Genomic DNA, 14,508 nt, shown 5'->3' with positions numbered 1-14,508 from the left:
GCGGGCTAGTTCAGTGTCGACTCGTCCACGATCTCGATATTGACGGCCTGCCAGTCGCCGCCCGGGCCCCTGACCAATTCGTAGGTGACCGTCTGCCCCTCGCGCAGCCGCCGGCCGCCCTGGGCGGTGGTGGCGCTGCGAAAGAAAATGTCCTGCTCATCGTAGGCGGCGGTCTTGCTGCTGATGGAGATTGCAGTCTGTGGAGTTTTCCTGGGCATGGCCGTTCTCCTTTCCAGTGCAATAGGTGGCCCGTCGGGGCAGGTATGTCTGCGGGCATCAAGCGGGTCAGGACACGATTTGGACTTTATCGGCCTGCATGCCTTTCTGGCCTTGTACGGCTTCGAAGGTGACCTTCTGGCCCTCCTTCAGAGTTTTGAACCCGTTGCCCTCGATTGCCCTGAAGTGGACGAACAGGTCGGGGCCGCTCTCCGGCGTGATGAATCCGTAACCCTTTTCATCGTTGAACCACTTCACTGTGCCGTTCTGTCTGTCGCTCATTCTTGGTGTCCTCGAACCGGTGTGCCCCGCTGCTGATTCGTCGCGGTACCCATAAGCAAAGTCCTGAAGCCGCTGCTCGTCAACGCGCCACGGGACCAGCGGTACTGTCATTCCTGACAGGTTCGCCGCCTGTGCCGTTGCGCGATACTGGTTCGTTTTACCGTGGGTTTTCGTGCTGCGCGGGCAGCAGTTCCAGCACCCGATTCCGACCGCCTTCGGCCACCAGATAGGTGCCGCGCGCGGTTGGCACAATCGACTGTGGCGCCTTCAGGAAAGACAGGATGGTCTGCCGGTGCCCCTGTTTATCAATCAGCAGCAACCGCGCACGGTGGGTGGCATCTTCAGTGATCCACAGGCCCCGCTCATCGCACATCAGGAACGTCGGCTGATTCAGCTTGGCCAGCACGACCGGGTCGCTGCCGTCTTCGGTCAGCTCGCGAACCATGCCTTCCTTCTTTTTGGTGTAGAGCAGGCGCCCGTCGGTGCAGCGGATGATCGACTCACCCTCGTCCAGGCCTTTGCGCACCACGCTCAAGCTCTGGTCGCTCCAGCGATAACGCAGCACCCGGCCTTCATCGCGCCTGTCTTCCATGGCATAGAGGTACTTACCGTCGTCCCACAGGCCTTGTACGTTCTGGCCCCTGAACAGTTCGGTGACGACGCCGTCCTTGAGAAAACTGACCGGGGAATCGAGGGCTTCCTGGCTGAATACCCAACCGCCACGGGTGGCGAACATGCCGTCGGGTTTGGACAGATTGCCCACCACAACCTCGCGGGTGCCGTTGGGGTGGATGCGCAGGATGCTGCCCTTGGCGTCGTCGAGTTCCTGGCTGACCATCAGTGAGCCATCGTCCAGGGGCATCAAGGACGCGGCCTTGGCCACGTCGCGATGCAGCACCTGGTAACGCCATTGCTCGGCGGCACGCACCGGGTAGAAGTTCTGCCAGGCGAAAAAGCCCAAGGTTGCGGCACACAGCAGGGCGAGTGTCCACAGGGTGAGGCGCAGGGCCCGATGAGGTTTAACTGTTTGAGGCATAGCGCAGCCGGTAACGAATCAAAAGGTCGCCCACGGTACCAAGCATGCCGCTGAACATCACCCTGTCATTGCCCTGATCTCCTGCTAACCCTCGCCTGCCGTCCCATCCAGCCCACGACGGATCTTTTCCAGCAACTCATCGATATGGAACGGCTTGGAAATCAGATCCATGCCTTCGCCGAGGAAACTTTGCCGGTTCGCGGCATTTTCCGCGTAGCCGGTCATGAACAGGATCGGCAAGGTGTGGCGGATCTCGCGTGCCACGTCTGCCAGTTCGCGCCCGGTCATAAAGGGCAGGCCGACGTCGGTCAGCAACAGGTTGATGCTCGGGTCGCTGCGCAGGCAGACCACCGCTTCGTCACCATTGGCGGCCAGGCTGCAACGGTAGCCGGCGTCGGCCAGGACTTCGGCGACAAAGCTGCGTACCGAAGGCATGTCTTCGACGACCAGCACATGTTCGCCCTTGCTCTGGCCGGGTGCGGCCAGAGGCTTGGTCACGATGCTGGCAGGCCCGCTGGAGGCGGGAAGCATGATGGTCACTTCGGTGCCCTGGCGGGTCACACTGCGGATTTGTGCATCACCGCCGGACTGGCGGGCAAACCCGTAGATGGTCGACAGGCCCAGCCCGGTACCCTGGCCCAGTGGTTTGGTGGTGAAGAAGGGGTCGAAGACTTTGTCGATGACGCTGTGTTCGATGCCCACACCGTTGTCCCGCACCGACAGGGCGATGTAGGCGCCATTTTCCAGTTTCAGGTTGCCACTGGAGTAGGCCGGGTAAGTCGTCACCCAGACAGTGCCGCCCTTGGGCAGCGCGTCGCGGGCGTTGATCACCAGATTCAGCACCGCACTTTCCAGCTGGATCGGATCGACCATCGCCACGGCTGGGTTGTTGGTCAGCTCCAGCTTCAGCGCGATATGTTCACCGATGGTGCGTACCAGCAGTTCCTCCAGGGAGCGGATATGCGCGTTGATGTCGATCGGCCGCGTATCCAGCGGTTGCTGGCGGGCGAAGGCGAGCAGGCGGTTGGTCAGGCCGGCGGCGCTCAGGGCCGAGCTCAACGCTGCATCGGCATAGGCCATGACCTTGTCGGTGCGCTGGGTCTCGATGCGTTTCTTGATCAGCTCCAGGCTGGTGATGATCCCGGTCAGCAGGTTGTTGAAGTCATGGGCAATGCCGCCGGTGAGCTTGCCCAGGGCATCCATCTTCTGCGCCTGCAACAGTTGCGCCTCGGTACGTGCCAACTGGGTGGCGGCGTTGGCCAGCTCGGCCTGTTGGTGCCGCTCGCGGTGGCGGTGCTCGGTGACGTCTTCGACAAACACCAGGCTCAATTCGGCGCTGCGGTAGGGCGAAACCTGCCATTCGGTCTCGCGCAACTGACCGTCGACCTTCATCTGCAGGGTGCCCTTCCAGCGCTCGCCGGCAGCCAGGCGCTGGCACAGTTCCTGGAGCACGCCGAGTTGATCGGCGGCGAAGCACTCCAGCAGGGCGTCGGGGTTGAGGTTGTCGTGAATCAATTGGGCGAAGGCGTGGTTACATTCGTGGACCTTGAGCTGCGCGTCCATGACCGCAATCGGTGCGCTGATATTGAAGAATATTTCGCGAAAGCGTGCCTCGCTCTCGCGCAGCGCATATTCGGTGTCGCGCACCCGCAGCAAGGTCCGCAGGGTCGCCAGCAGCACATCGGGGTCGATGGGGTGGATCAGGTAGGCATCGGCCCCGGCATCCAGGCCGGTGATGATGTCGCCGGTCTCGATGGAGGCCGCCGACACGTGCACCACCGGCAGCAAGGCCGTGACCGGATCGGTGCGCAGCCCGCGTACGATGTCGAAGCCGCTCATGTCCGGCAGGTTGACGTCGAGGATCAGCCCGTCGATCTTTTGGCTGGCGATCAGGTCCAGCCCTTCCTGGCCGGTGCCGGCCTCGAGCACGCGGTAGTCATGGTTCTCCAGGCGCCGGCGCAGGGCATAGCGGGTCGCCGCGTTGTCGTCGACGATCAGCAGTTGGATGTCACGGTTCATCAACAGGCCCGCCAGGAATAGAGAGAGGAATGATCACGAAGAACATCGAGCCCACGCCTGGGGTACTTTCCACGCCGACGCGGCCGCCGAGCAACTCGGCAAAGCGTTTGCACAGCGACAGCCCCAGGCCGGTGCCGCGCAGGCGTTTTTGCAGCGGCGAATCGATCTGGGAAAAGTCTTCGAACAGGTTGCTGTGCAATTCAGCCGGAATGCCCAGGCCGGTGTCGTGCACGGCAAAGCGGATTTCCTGATCACCCACTCTCTGCGCCGACACTCGCACTTCACCTTGCACCGTGAACTTCAGGGCGTTGGAGATGAAGTTGCGCAGGATCTGCGCGAGCTTCTTGTCATCGGTGTACAGCTTGGGCAAGCCAATCGGCTCTTCGAAGATCAAGTCCACCGACGACGCATCGACGATCGGGCGAAACATCCCGCGCAACGCCGAGAACAGATCGAACATGTCGAACCAGGCCGGCGAGATCGTGATGCGCCCGGCCTCGATCTTGGCCAGGTCCAGCAGGTCGTCGACCATTTCGCGCAGTTCGCGTGCCGAGCTGCGAATAAACCCGACCTGTGTGTGCTGCTCAGGGCTCAGCGGACCGTCGAGTTCGTCGGCCAACAGGCTGGTGATGCTCAGGATCGAGCCCAGGGGCGTGCGGAATTCATGGCTCATGTACGACAGGAAACGGCTTTTCAGGTCCGACGCCTGGCGCAGTTGGTCGGCCTGGGTATCCAGCTCGGCATAGAGTGCCAATACGCCCTGGTTGGTTTCGTCCAGTTCGGCGCGCAGTGCATCGGCTTCCAGGCGAAGCGTTCGCACTTGCTCCTCAAGCGAAACGGTGGTGTCAGCCATCGGTGGCCTCCAGGGCAATCACAAAGACGGTAACGTCATCCCGGCCGCGACAGAAATCACGGTGCAGGACGGCGGCGATCAGGGCAGGGTGGCGATGGGAAAGCCCGGGATAGTCCGCCAGGTTCCAGCGTGACTGCAGGCCGTCGCTGTAGAGGATCAGCATCTGGCCACCCACTTGAGCGTAGTCGAAGGGCTGCGCCTTGCGAAACTGCACGCCTACGATCCCCGGATGGGACGCCAGCCCACGGGACTTGCCGGGGCCGATCAGGCTGGCGCCGATATTGCCCACCCCGGTAAAGCGCAGGCTGTCTGCCGTGGCATCGTACTGCGCCACGGCCACGGCTGCGCCGCGGGTGCCGTTCATGCCGATATGCAGGTCGTTGAACAGCTCGCTTGCGTCGAAGAAGGCGTCTTGGGCAAACACCGCTTCGCCGGCCTGCGCCGCGCGTTCGGCTTCGCTGCCATGGCCCAGGCCGTCGGCTACCATCACGCTGAACCGGCCGGGTTCGATCACCAGGTGCCAGGCATCGCCGCAGGCCGGGTCGTCGTGCAGGGAATGCTGGCTGACGCCGTAGCGGATATCTTTGGGGGCCGAGGCCCGTGGATACAGGCGCGCCAGCATCGCCGTGCCGCGTTGATCGGCGTACACGTCGAACACCTGGGCCACACGAGCAATGGCGCCCATGCCGATGCCCTGGGTGCCGCCGGTGGAAAAGCCGTCCACCAGGCAACTGTCCAGGTCAAAGCCCTGGCCACGGTCCACGGCGATCAGCTCCACGCCCTGGTTACCCGTGAGGCGCAGATGCAATTGGCCATGGGCGGCATGCTTGAGGATATTGCTGGCTAGCTCGGTGGCCACCAGTGCCACGCGGCCGGCATCGGTCTCGTCGAAGCCCGATTGTTCGGCCAACTGTTGCGCGGTGCGTCGGGCATGGCCGATCTGGCTGACATCCTCGATCAACAACACCTGGGTCAGGGCACTGGGAATATTCAGGCCCATCGGGTAATCGTCACGCGGGTGCCCTGGCCGGGTGCGGTGTCCAGTTCAAACTCGTCCACCAACCGCTTGGCGCCGGTCAGGCCCAGGCCCAGGCCGCCGCCGGAGGTCCAGCCGTCGGTCATCGCCAACTTGAGGTCGGGGATACCCGGCCCTTCGTCGCGAAAGGTCAGGCGCAGGCCTGGGCGGTAGTCTTTTTCGACCACGGCCCAATCCATATGGCCGCCGCCGCCGTACACCACGGTGTTGCGCGCCAGCTCACTGACGGCGGTGACCAGCTTGGTCAGGTCGATCAGGCGCATGCCGCATTCCTGGGCCAGCTTGCGCACCAATTGTCGGGCCAGCACTACGTCCTGTTCGATGAGCACCGGGTGAGTGCCACTGCTGGCCTGGGTCATGAGTGGTCTACCCGGTCACGCAACAGTTGCATGCCGCGCTCGACGTTCAACGCGGTGGCCACGCCCGGCAGGGTCATGCCCAGTTCCACCAGCGTGATCGCCACGGCCGGCTGCATGCCTACCAGCACGGTCTGGGCATCCATGATGCGCGACAGGCCGGAAATGGTGCCGATCATGCGGCCGATAAACGAGTCGACCATGTCCAGCGCCGAAATGTCGATCAGCACGCCCCGGGCGGATGTGCGGCTGATGCGCTCGGACAGGTCGTCCTGCAGCGTCAGCGCCAGCTGGTCATGCATGTCGACCTGGATCGTCACGAGCAGGAACTCGCCCATCTGCAAAATAGGGATACGTTCCATGCTTAAACAGCCTTGCTGATGGTGACGCCCAGGCGTTTCAGGGCCAACGCCAAGGCATCCGCCAGGTTAGCCTTGGTCACCACGCCTTGCAGGTCGAGGCCCAGGTGCACGATGGTCTGGGCGATCTGCGGACGCACGCCGCTGATGATGCAGTCGGCACCCATGAGGCGGATGGCCGTAACGGTTTTCAACAGGTGCTGGGCTACCAGGGTGTCCACGGTGGGTACGCCGGTGATGTCGATGATGGCGATTTCCGAGCCGGTGTCGACGATGCGCTGCAGCAGCGACTCCATGACCACCTGGGTGCGTTGCGAATCCAGGGTGCCGATCATCGGCAGGGCCAGCACGCCGTCCCACAGCTTGACCACCGGGGTGGACAGTTCCAGCAATTCTTCCTGCTGGCGCTTGATCACCGATTCACGGGATTTCTGGAACGTACGGATGGTGTGCATGCCCAGCGCGTCAAGCAGCTCGGAGATTTCCCACAGTTGTTCGGCCAGTTGCGTCGGTTGTTCGGCGTATTCCCGTTGCAGCAGGGCGAACAGCGGGCCCTTGAGGGCAAAGATAAAGCTGGCGGTCTGTTGCGAGTCCTGGCCGACCAGGGCGCGGCTGTGGGAGAGCTTTTCCAGGAATACTCGGGTTTCTGCCCAGTTTTCATGGTTGACCGGCTGGGAACCGCCTTGCTGCAGGGCCGCGATCAGCAGGTTGAGGAAGTCGTTGGCCTGCTGCCGGGTGTCTTCGGCCTTGACGTTACGCGTGGCCCCCGAAGCTTCAAGGCTGGCAACCCATTCGGTCAGCAGGGTCGGGCGATGGGTGTGCAGTGCCTGGATGGTGTGAGCTTGCAGAGTTGCCACGGGAAACCTCCTTGAATGCCTTGTTGAGTGGCATGCAATTTATACTAAATTGAAGTGCTTTGAATTGTTTCGAAGGTTTTCGTTCATTTGCCTCAAGCCCTGTGGACCGGGCGCTTCAGACTGGTGGAGGCGGGATGGGGGGCTATGCTGCCGTCGATCGCGATACTGGCGTCGGAGCAGCCCATTTGGCTGAGTGTGCGGTGGGTGGAACCGCAGGTGAGGGGTAATGTGGGCTTGATCAAACGCCGCGGACGGAGCTGGTCGTCGGCGGCGCTGGAATTGGAGCGGTGGGGGAGGGAGATACCGTTTCGGTCAGCGCGCCACCGAGTCCAGGCCGGTGGATTGCACCACCGGTTGTGCCTGGGGCGAGGCCAGGAACTGCAACAACGCCTTGGCCTGTGCAGGGTGTTCGGCATTGACCGGAATGCCCGCCGCAAAGCGCGTCACCGATTGCACGTCTTCCGGGATCTTGCCGACGTACGTCACACCCGGCACCGGCAATAACTCCGCCACCTGCTGCAAGCCCACCTCGTAATCGCCCTTGGCGACCTGTTCGGCCACCGGGAGGCGTTCGATCATGGTGCCTTTGGCGGGCATGCCGAGCTTCTTGAACAGCTCTTTCTCGACATACACACCGCTGGCGCTGTCCGAATACGCCACGGACTTGGCCTTGCTCAGTACGGCCTTGAGTTCGGCATCGGTGCCGATCGCGGGTTTGGTCGCACCTGCCTTCACCACCAGGCCGATGCGCGAATCCGCCAGTTCCACGCGGGACGCCGGGTCGACCTTGCCTTGTTTGATCAAGTCATCCAGGGCATAGCCGACCATGATCACCACGTCGGCATGTTCACCACGGGCCAGGCGGTTGGGAATCGCTTCCGGCGCCTTGCCCATGGAGGGGCCGAGGATGGTATCGAGGGTGTCGCCGCTGTGCCGGGCGTATTGCGGGCCCAGCAGTTTATAGGCGGCGGTGAAGCCACCGGAGGTCATCACCTTGAGTTCCTCGGCCTGGGCCGTCAGCGCCAGGGCACCGAGGGCCAGGGCCGTCAGGGTCTTGAACAGAGACTTCATCACGCCGCCCCCTGCATCACCTGCCCGCGTGCATTGGCGCGACGATACAGCGCCAGGGTCGAACACAGCGCGCACAACGCAGCGAACATCATCCAATAGGCTGGCGAGGCCTTGTCTTCGGTGATGTGGATGAACCAGGTGGAGATCGCCGGGGTAAACCCACCGAAGATCGCGGTCGCCAGGCTGTAGGCCAGGGAGAAGCCCGCCACGCGCACTTCCACCGGCATGATTTCCGTGAGGGCGGGGATCATCGCGCCGTTGTACATGCCGTACAGGAACGAGAACCACAGCAGCGTCTCCAGCATATGGGCGAAGCTCGGTGCATTCACCACGTAGGACAGCGCCGGATAAGCCGTGAGCACCGTCAACGCGGTCATGGCGATCAGCACCGGCTTGCGACCGAAGCGGTCGCTCAGGGTGCCGCCGATTGGCAGCCAGACAAAGTTCGACACCGCCACCAGCAAGGTCACCAGCAGCGCATCGGAGGTGCTCAGTTGCAGCACGGTCTTGCCGAAGGTCGGCGCGTACACGGTGATCAGGTAGAACGCGGTGGTGGTCATGGCCACCATCAGCATGCCGCCGATGACCACGGTCCAGTTTTTCACCAGTGTGGCCAGCACTTCGCGCATGGTCGGGCGATGCTTGCGATTGGCGAATTCTTCGGTTTCCTGCAGGTTGCGACGCAACACAAAGATAAAGGGGATGATCACGCAACCGATGGCGAACGGAATGCGCCAGCCCCAATCGGCAACCACCGCCGGCTCCATCCACACGTTCAAGCCATAGCCCAGGGCGGCGGCGACCACGATGGAGATCTGTTGGCTGCCCGATTGCCAGCTGGTGTAGAACCCCTTGCGGCCTGGGGTGGCCATTTCAGACAGGTACACCGACACACCGCCCAGCTCCGCACCGGCCGAGAAGCCTTGCAGCAAGCGGCCCAGTAGCACCAGCGCCGGTGCCCACAGGCCAATGGTGTGATAGCCCGGCACCAGCACGATCAACAGCGTGCCGCTGGCCATGATCGACAAGGTCACGATCAACCCTTTGCGGCGACCGACGTCATCGATATAAGCGCCGAGGATGATGGCGCCCAGTGGGCGCATCAGGAAGCCCGCGCCGAACACGGCGAAGGTCATCATTAATGAGGCAAATTCATTGGCGGCAGGGAAGAACGCGGCAGCAATGTAGGTGGCGTAGAAACCGAACAGAAAGAAGTCGAACTGTTCAAGGAAGTTGCCCGAAGTAACGCGGAATACCGCCCCCACTTTAGAACGGGCAGAATCGGGCAAGGTAGGGCTAGTCATGGTTTTGTGTCTCCAGCGTTCTTTTTAAAGTGCTTGTTTCGCTTAATGCTGAAGATAGTGGCTGACACATTTAGAAATGAAAAGTGAAAAATATGGATTGATTAATGTCTGTTGGTTATGAATTTGCGTGCCTGTCAAAAATCCCGCTCTGTTCTATGCTGGAAGGTATGGCCCATTCTTACGGAAGGGAGATGGCTATGGGCAATGAACCGAAGCGCCAAGATGAGCCGGAGCATGAGCAACCCCGGCGACATGAAGAGGAAAAACCCCAGACCTGGAAGCACCCGGACGACGGCACTGAGCTATCCGAACGGGATCAGGAGCGTCCGCTCAAGCCCTGATCAATGTTCGGCCGGGGCTAAAAAGCACCCTTGACGGGCCATGAACTGCCTCCACGAAGGGCTCTCCGTGGGGGCAGGTGTTACCTGGGTCGGGGTTTCGAACGCCGCCAGCGCGGCGCCGGTATCGGCATTGATCACCTTAACGCGACACCACCCACTGTCGGCGTCGGTAATCCCGCCTTTGAGCAGGTAGCGCCCTTGGGCGGCGAACTGGGTGTTGAACTCAATCACACAGCGCCGGCCGGCGCTCGCCAGGCCCGACACGATCAAGTGCAGCGGCTGGTCGGCGGCGATGTCCACGTAACCGTCGGGGCGCGAAGTGCTGCTGTGCACCGCAAACAGTGCGGTTTCCTTACTCGGCGTTCCCACCCTGCCTTGCAGGCACTCATCATCCGTCGACACGCTGACCGACAGCCATTCGTTGTAGCTGGCGTGGGTGCTCAACTCACTTTTGAGCTGCGCGCGCGGGCCTTCGAGCGGTGCCTTGTAGGGCGTCATGGCGGTACATCCGGCCAGTAACAGCGGTAGTGCGATGTTGCGGATGTTTATCAAGGCAATAGCATCCAGTTCAAAGAGGGGGCGTTATGAAACCAGAAACGAAACAGGAAAACCCGAGGCCAGCACCAGATACGCCACCACTGCTGCCAGGCACAGGCCGACAAACACCCGCAACAAGGTGCGGGCGGTGGGGCGGGTGACAAAGCGGATAAGCCAGAGGCAGAACCCGGCCACCAGAATGGCCAGGCCAAAAATGACCAGCACGGGAGTGTTCCTGCGACGTTCGAGCGCTGTTTATAGTCCCAAAGCCGCGAGATGAACAGTGTGCACATAGACGCGGCCGGCCCGGCTTTCTAAACTGCGGCTTGTCTTGGGCTAGGGGCAGGCGCCGATGAATCGCAATGAATTACGCAAGGCCGATATCAACCTGATGGTGGTCTTCGAAGCACTGATGCTCGAGCGCAATGTGACGCGGGTGGCCGAGAAGCTGTTTCTCGGCCAGCCGACCATCAGTTCGGCCCTCAACCGTCTGCGCACCTTGTTCAACGACCCGCTGTTCATTCGCGTCGGCCATCGCATGGAACCTACCGCGCGCGCCGAGGAAATCATCCAGCACCTGTCGCCGGCCCTGGACTCACTGTCGTCGGCCTTGAGCCTGACTCACGATTTCGACCCGTCCATCAGCACCATGACCTTTCGCATCGGTTTGTCCGACGACGTCGAGTTCGGCCTGTTGCCACCGTTGTTGCGCGCCTTGCGCCAGGAAGCGCCGCAGGTGGTGTTCGTGGTGCAGCACGTGGACTATTGGCGGATTCCCGATCTGCTGGCGTCCGGCGATATTACCGTCGGCATCACCCAGACCCGTGGCCTGCCGGCGAATGCCAAGCGCAAGCTGCTGCGCCACATTCGTCCGCGCCTGCTGCGCGCCGATGCCTCGGACACCCCGCTGACCCTCGATGAATATTGCTCGCGCCCCCATGTGCTGGTGTCCCACACCGCCAACGTGTCCGGGTTTGCCGATGAGTGGCTGGCGGAAATCGGCCGCAAGCGCCATGTGGTGTTGTCGGTGCCGCAGTACAGCGCATTGCCCGCGCTGCTGGCCGGGACCGACCTGATCGCCAGCCTGCCGGACTACACCGCCGAGGCCATGGCGGTGTCGGGCAACCTGTTCTGCGAGCCGTTTCCGTTCGAGACGCCGACCCTGGATTTGTCCATGGTCTGGCTCAGTCATGTGGACACCGACCCGGCCGAGCGCTGGGTGCGTTCGCGGCTGGAAGCGTTCATGAGCGATCGAGGTCAGGCGAACAAGGCCTGAGGCTTTTATCCGTGCTATATCTACAGACTTTCCTACGAATGACTCGGAGTCATCCATGCCACACCTGCACTTGGAATACACCGCCAACCTGACAAACCTGGCCGTCGAGAAAACCCTGTTGCGGCTCAACAATGTGCTGATGGCGTCCGGGCAGTTCGGTTCCGAGTTCGATATCAAAAGCCGTGCGATCAAGGTCGAGAGTTTTCAGGTCGGCACCTCCCTCAACCCACGCGGTTTCATCGCGGTGAAGCTGTCACTGCTCAGCGGGCGGTCGCCGCAGGTCAAGCAGCAATTGTCGCAAAGCCTGCTGGCAGCGTTGCAGGATCTGGGCGACTGGCCGACGGATCTGCAGGTTCAACTCAGTGTCCAGCTGGTCGACATGGATCGCGATTCCTACAGCAAAGTCGCGATCGGCTAACCCTCGCCACAGAAGTCAGAGTAATCCCTGATCCGCACACACCTTCACCACCTGTTCACGAAACCAGGTATTGGCACTGTCCTGTTCACTGCTTTCATTCCACTGCATATCCAGGGTGAACCCCGGTAACCCGTTGGGGGCTTCGCAGTGGCCGAACACCGTCGCGGGCGCCAGCAGTTTCTGCACGCGGCGCGGCAGGGTGACGATGAAGTCGGTGCCGGTGATCATCTTCAGCGCCGCGCTGTAGCTGTTGGCGCGGGCGATCACCTGGCGCTTGTGGGCCTGGCGCGCCAGCCAGCCGTCGATCATGTTGGTGTCGGAGGTCCATGGCGTGGGGAACACGTGGCGCCGCTCGACGAATGATTGCAGGCTGAATGCCGGCTCGCGCGGTGCCGAGCGTTTATCGAAGACGCACACCAGATCGTCCTCCAGCAGCATTTGGGTCTTGAAGTCTTTATGGGCGCGGTGAAAGTGCGGTCCGAAGCAGATCACCAGGTCCAGGCGGCCCTCGCGCAGGTCGTCGGCGGGGATGTCGGCTTCCAGTTTCTGCACATTGACGATCACCGGCAGGTCGGCGCGGTCGAAATTCTTCAACAGGCGCGGCAGGATCAGTTGTTCGAAGTACTCCGGCGCGCAGACATTGAAGGTCACGGCCTTCTGGGTCGGGTCGAAGGCCTGGCCACCGGCGTGGCACAGGTTGATGCTTTCGAGGATCTTCTGCACATGGGCGTACATGGTAGTGGCCTTGTACGTAGGCCGCATGCCCGCCCGCGTGTTGATAAAAAGCTCGTCTTCAAAACTGGTCCGCAGTTTCTTCAGGCTGTAGCTCACGGTGGACTGGCTGACGAACAGCGTTTCTGACACGTCGGTAACGCTGCTCTGGTCATAGACGGCGATAAACACCATCAAGTCCTGCATATCGAGTTTTCTGAGCAAGTTACTGTTTAACATCGGTTTCGTCCGTAAACCCCATGTACCGAAGTCAGTACAAGACAGCGCGAAAGCTTAACGGAACGGCCGTACCAATAGAAAGCTCTGTAGGGCGTTTCTATGTTTTGCGTGGGACAAATACTGTTTGCAACACGACGTCAGCGAATATGTTCTGCGTAATGCCTTGGGTTGAAGCGCGTGACGATCAGCAGCATCACCACGATCACCGCCGTCAGCGACCACCAGGCCCATTCGAAGCTGCCCAGCTGGTCGCGGATCATTCCGGCGATCAGCGGCGACAGGCCGGCAATCAGGTAGCCGATGCCCTGCACGAATGCGGTAAGGCCCCCTGCGCGGCGCGGGTTGTCGAGGTGGTCGAGGGACAGGATCAGGCTCATCGGGAACAACCCGCCGATACCCAGGCCCAGCAGGCACGGCCACAGCAAACTGAGGTGTTGCGGGCTGAGGATCAGGCCGCAGAACCCCAGGATGATCAACCCCAGCAATACCGCCACCACCCCGCGTTTATCTCGGCGGCGGTTGGCGATGGCCGGCGTGACCAGGCCGGACACCACCTCCATCGCGGTCAGGAAACCCAGCAACAAACCGGCATTCTGTTCGCTCCAGCCTTGCTCCACGTAGTACGGCGCCAGCCACGCCAGTACGCAGGTGTAGGACGCTGTACCGAGGCCGAAAAAGATCGCCAGCAACCAGGCGCGGCCGTTGCCGAAAAACGATTCCTGAGGGCCGGCGGCGGCTTGGGGCAACGGTGGCAACACCGAGCGCTGGGCGTACCAGAACACCAGGGCCAGCAACGCCAGAAACCCCCAGATCGCCAGGCCGATGCGCCAGCTGCCGGTCTGCACCTGCACGAAGGGGGAGAACGCTGCCGCCAGCGCTGCGCCGCCCATGATGGCGGTGACGTAGAGGCCCATGAACAGCGAAACGTTGTCGCTGAACCGCGACTTGATCAGGGCCGGCATCAACGCCTGGATCATGGCGATGCCCACACCGGCGGCAATCGCGCTGACGATCAATTCCAGGGCCGAATCCAGGAACAATCGCGACAACGTCGCCACGCCAATCACCAGCAGTGACAGCACAATGCTGCGGTGCTCGCCAACGCGCTTGGCCAGGCCCATGCCAAAGAACATCGCCAGGCCCATGGCCATGACCGGCAACATGGTCAGCAACGCCGCGCTGCTGAAACTCAACGGCACCTCGCCGCGAATCGACGACAGCAACGGCCCCACGGCGGCCATCGAAGGCCGCAGGTTAAGGGCGACCAGCACGACGCTGATCATCAGCCACACGGCGGTGGTGGGTTTTGCCTGAACGTTTTCCATGGGCCTGCCTTGAATGAACAAGGGTGAATCAGGCCACGCATGGGGGAGGGGGGGCAAATGAGAAAGTCGCAGGGGCTATCTAAAAATTGCGGTTAACTGAAACACCGCAAGTCAAAGTGTGAGAGCGGGCAAGCCCTAATGCCGATCAGTTAAGAGATAGAACGGTCAAACAGTAACCTGTGGCGAGCGGGCTTGCCCGCGTTGGGCTGCGCAGCAGCCCCAATAAGAGCGCTGCAGTGTGCCAGGCAGGTCCGGGGCTGTGTTTTGGGGC

The 14,508-nt window shown here is 61.8% G+C and carries 18 protein-coding genes and 1 pseudogene; 4 read left to right on the top strand and 15 right to left on the bottom strand.

Going from position 1 to position 14,508, the window contains the following annotated elements; translation table 11 throughout:
- Positions 1-5 precede the first annotated feature (5 nt).
- From AC07OT_RS26330 to AC07OT_RS26290, 9 genes are all read right to left on the bottom strand, one after another.
- Positions 6-218 (bottom strand): cold-shock protein, encoded by a 213-nt coding sequence (locus tag AC07OT_RS26330; RefSeq protein ID WP_027604305.1) that lies wholly within the window; start codon positions 216-218, stop codon positions 6-8.
- Positions 219-285: 67 nt separating this feature from the next.
- Entirely contained in the window at positions 286-498 is a 213-nt protein-coding gene (locus AC07OT_RS26325; protein ID WP_027604304.1) for a cold-shock protein, read from the bottom strand.
- 157 nt (positions 499-655) lie between these two features.
- Entirely contained in the window at positions 656-1,534 is an 879-nt protein-coding gene (locus AC07OT_RS26320) for an SMP-30/gluconolactonase/LRE family protein (protein ID WP_177414151.1), read from the bottom strand.
- 84 nt (positions 1,535-1,618) lie between these two features.
- Complete coding sequence (locus tag AC07OT_RS26315) at positions 1,619-3,553, bottom strand: PAS domain-containing hybrid sensor histidine kinase/response regulator (RefSeq protein WP_495109451.1); 1,935 nt, start codon at positions 3,551-3,553, stop codon at positions 1,619-1,621.
- Complete coding sequence (locus AC07OT_RS26310) at positions 3,543-4,406, bottom strand: sensor histidine kinase (protein ID WP_495109450.1); 864 nt, start codon at positions 4,404-4,406, stop codon at positions 3,543-3,545. The genes AC07OT_RS26315 and AC07OT_RS26310 overlap by 11 nt, the downstream gene beginning before the upstream one ends.
- On the bottom strand, positions 4,399-5,406 hold the full coding sequence (locus tag AC07OT_RS26305; protein WP_495109449.1) for an ATP-binding protein: 1,008 nt from the start codon (positions 5,404-5,406) through the stop codon (positions 4,399-4,401). Before AC07OT_RS26305 ends, AC07OT_RS26310 begins: the two co-directional genes overlap by 8 nt.
- Entirely contained in the window at positions 5,397-5,801 is a 405-nt protein-coding gene (locus tag AC07OT_RS26300) for an anti-sigma regulatory factor (protein WP_495109448.1), read from the bottom strand. Before AC07OT_RS26300 ends, AC07OT_RS26305 begins: the two co-directional genes overlap by 10 nt.
- Positions 5,798-6,160 carry an STAS domain-containing protein gene (locus AC07OT_RS26295; protein ID WP_065938902.1) on the bottom strand — a complete coding sequence of 121 codons (363 nt, stop codon included), beginning with the start codon at positions 6,158-6,160 and terminating at the stop codon, positions 5,798-5,800. The genes AC07OT_RS26300 and AC07OT_RS26295 overlap by 4 nt, the downstream gene beginning before the upstream one ends.
- Positions 6,161-6,162: 2 nt before the next feature.
- A complete protein-coding gene (locus AC07OT_RS26290) occupies positions 6,163-7,014 on the bottom strand; it encodes an STAS domain-containing protein (RefSeq protein WP_027604298.1) in 852 nt (283 codons plus the stop codon).
- Positions 7,015-7,134: 120 nt separating this feature from the next.
- Between AC07OT_RS26290 and AC07OT_RS26285 the strand changes: the two are divergent.
- Positions 7,135-7,332: pseudogene (locus AC07OT_RS26285) on the top strand (LysR family transcriptional regulator); the annotation flags it as partial.
- Here AC07OT_RS26285 and AC07OT_RS26280 read toward each other — a convergent pair.
- Both AC07OT_RS26280 and AC07OT_RS26275 read right to left on the bottom strand, forming a co-directional pair.
- Positions 7,327-8,085, bottom strand: coding sequence for a substrate-binding domain-containing protein (locus tag AC07OT_RS26280; RefSeq protein WP_495103041.1), 759 nt, complete (start codon positions 8,083-8,085; stop codon positions 7,327-7,329). The pseudogene AC07OT_RS26285 and the gene AC07OT_RS26280 overlap by 6 nt on opposite strands.
- A complete protein-coding gene (locus tag AC07OT_RS26275) occupies positions 8,085-9,389 on the bottom strand; it encodes an MFS transporter (protein WP_495109447.1) in 1,305 nt (434 codons plus the stop codon). The genes AC07OT_RS26280 and AC07OT_RS26275 overlap by 1 nt, the downstream gene beginning before the upstream one ends.
- A gap of 197 nt (positions 9,390-9,586) precedes the next feature.
- Between AC07OT_RS26275 and AC07OT_RS26270 the strand changes: the two genes are divergently transcribed.
- A complete protein-coding gene (locus AC07OT_RS26270) occupies positions 9,587-9,730 on the top strand; it encodes a hypothetical protein (protein WP_162844254.1) in 144 nt (47 codons plus the stop codon).
- On the opposite strand, the gene AC07OT_RS26265 is transcribed toward AC07OT_RS26270, so the two are convergent.
- Together AC07OT_RS26265 and AC07OT_RS26260 are read right to left on the bottom strand one after the other, a co-directional pair.
- Positions 9,731-10,228 carry a hypothetical protein gene (locus AC07OT_RS26265; RefSeq protein ID WP_495109446.1) on the bottom strand — a complete coding sequence of 166 codons (498 nt, stop codon included), beginning with the start codon at positions 10,226-10,228 and terminating at the stop codon, positions 9,731-9,733.
- A gap of 84 nt (positions 10,229-10,312) precedes the next feature.
- On the bottom strand, positions 10,313-10,492 hold the full coding sequence (locus tag AC07OT_RS26260; RefSeq protein WP_495109445.1) for a hypothetical protein: 180 nt from the start codon (positions 10,490-10,492) through the stop codon (positions 10,313-10,315).
- Between the two features lie 127 nt (positions 10,493-10,619).
- Here AC07OT_RS26260 and AC07OT_RS26255 point away from each other — a divergent pair, with 127 nt between their 5' ends.
- The gene (locus AC07OT_RS26255; protein ID WP_092356590.1) at positions 10,620-11,543 is read left to right on the top strand and encodes a LysR substrate-binding domain-containing protein; all 924 of its coding nucleotides are present in this window, start codon (positions 10,620-10,622) and stop codon (positions 11,541-11,543) included.
- A 55-nt stretch (positions 11,544-11,598) separates the two neighbouring features.
- On the top strand, positions 11,599-11,961 hold the full coding sequence (locus AC07OT_RS26250; protein ID WP_495109444.1) for a 5-carboxymethyl-2-hydroxymuconate Delta-isomerase: 363 nt from the start codon (positions 11,599-11,601) through the stop codon (positions 11,959-11,961).
- Positions 11,962-11,976: 15 nt separating this feature from the next.
- On the opposite strand, the gene AC07OT_RS26245 is transcribed toward AC07OT_RS26250, so the two are convergent.
- On the bottom strand, positions 11,977-12,912 hold the full coding sequence (locus AC07OT_RS26245; RefSeq protein WP_115485890.1) for a LysR family transcriptional regulator: 936 nt from the start codon (positions 12,910-12,912) through the stop codon (positions 11,977-11,979).
- 137 nt (positions 12,913-13,049) lie between these two features.
- Complete coding sequence (locus tag AC07OT_RS26240) at positions 13,050-14,237, bottom strand: cyanate transporter (RefSeq protein ID WP_065938910.1); 1,188 nt, start codon at positions 14,235-14,237, stop codon at positions 13,050-13,052.
- Positions 14,238-14,508: the final 271 nt, after the last annotated feature.

It is taken from the genome of Pseudomonas sp. GW821-FHT09C10, from assembly GCF_059418085.1.
The sequence above is the reverse complement of the archived record's forward strand: the minus strand, read 5'-3'. Positions and strand labels throughout refer to the sequence as shown.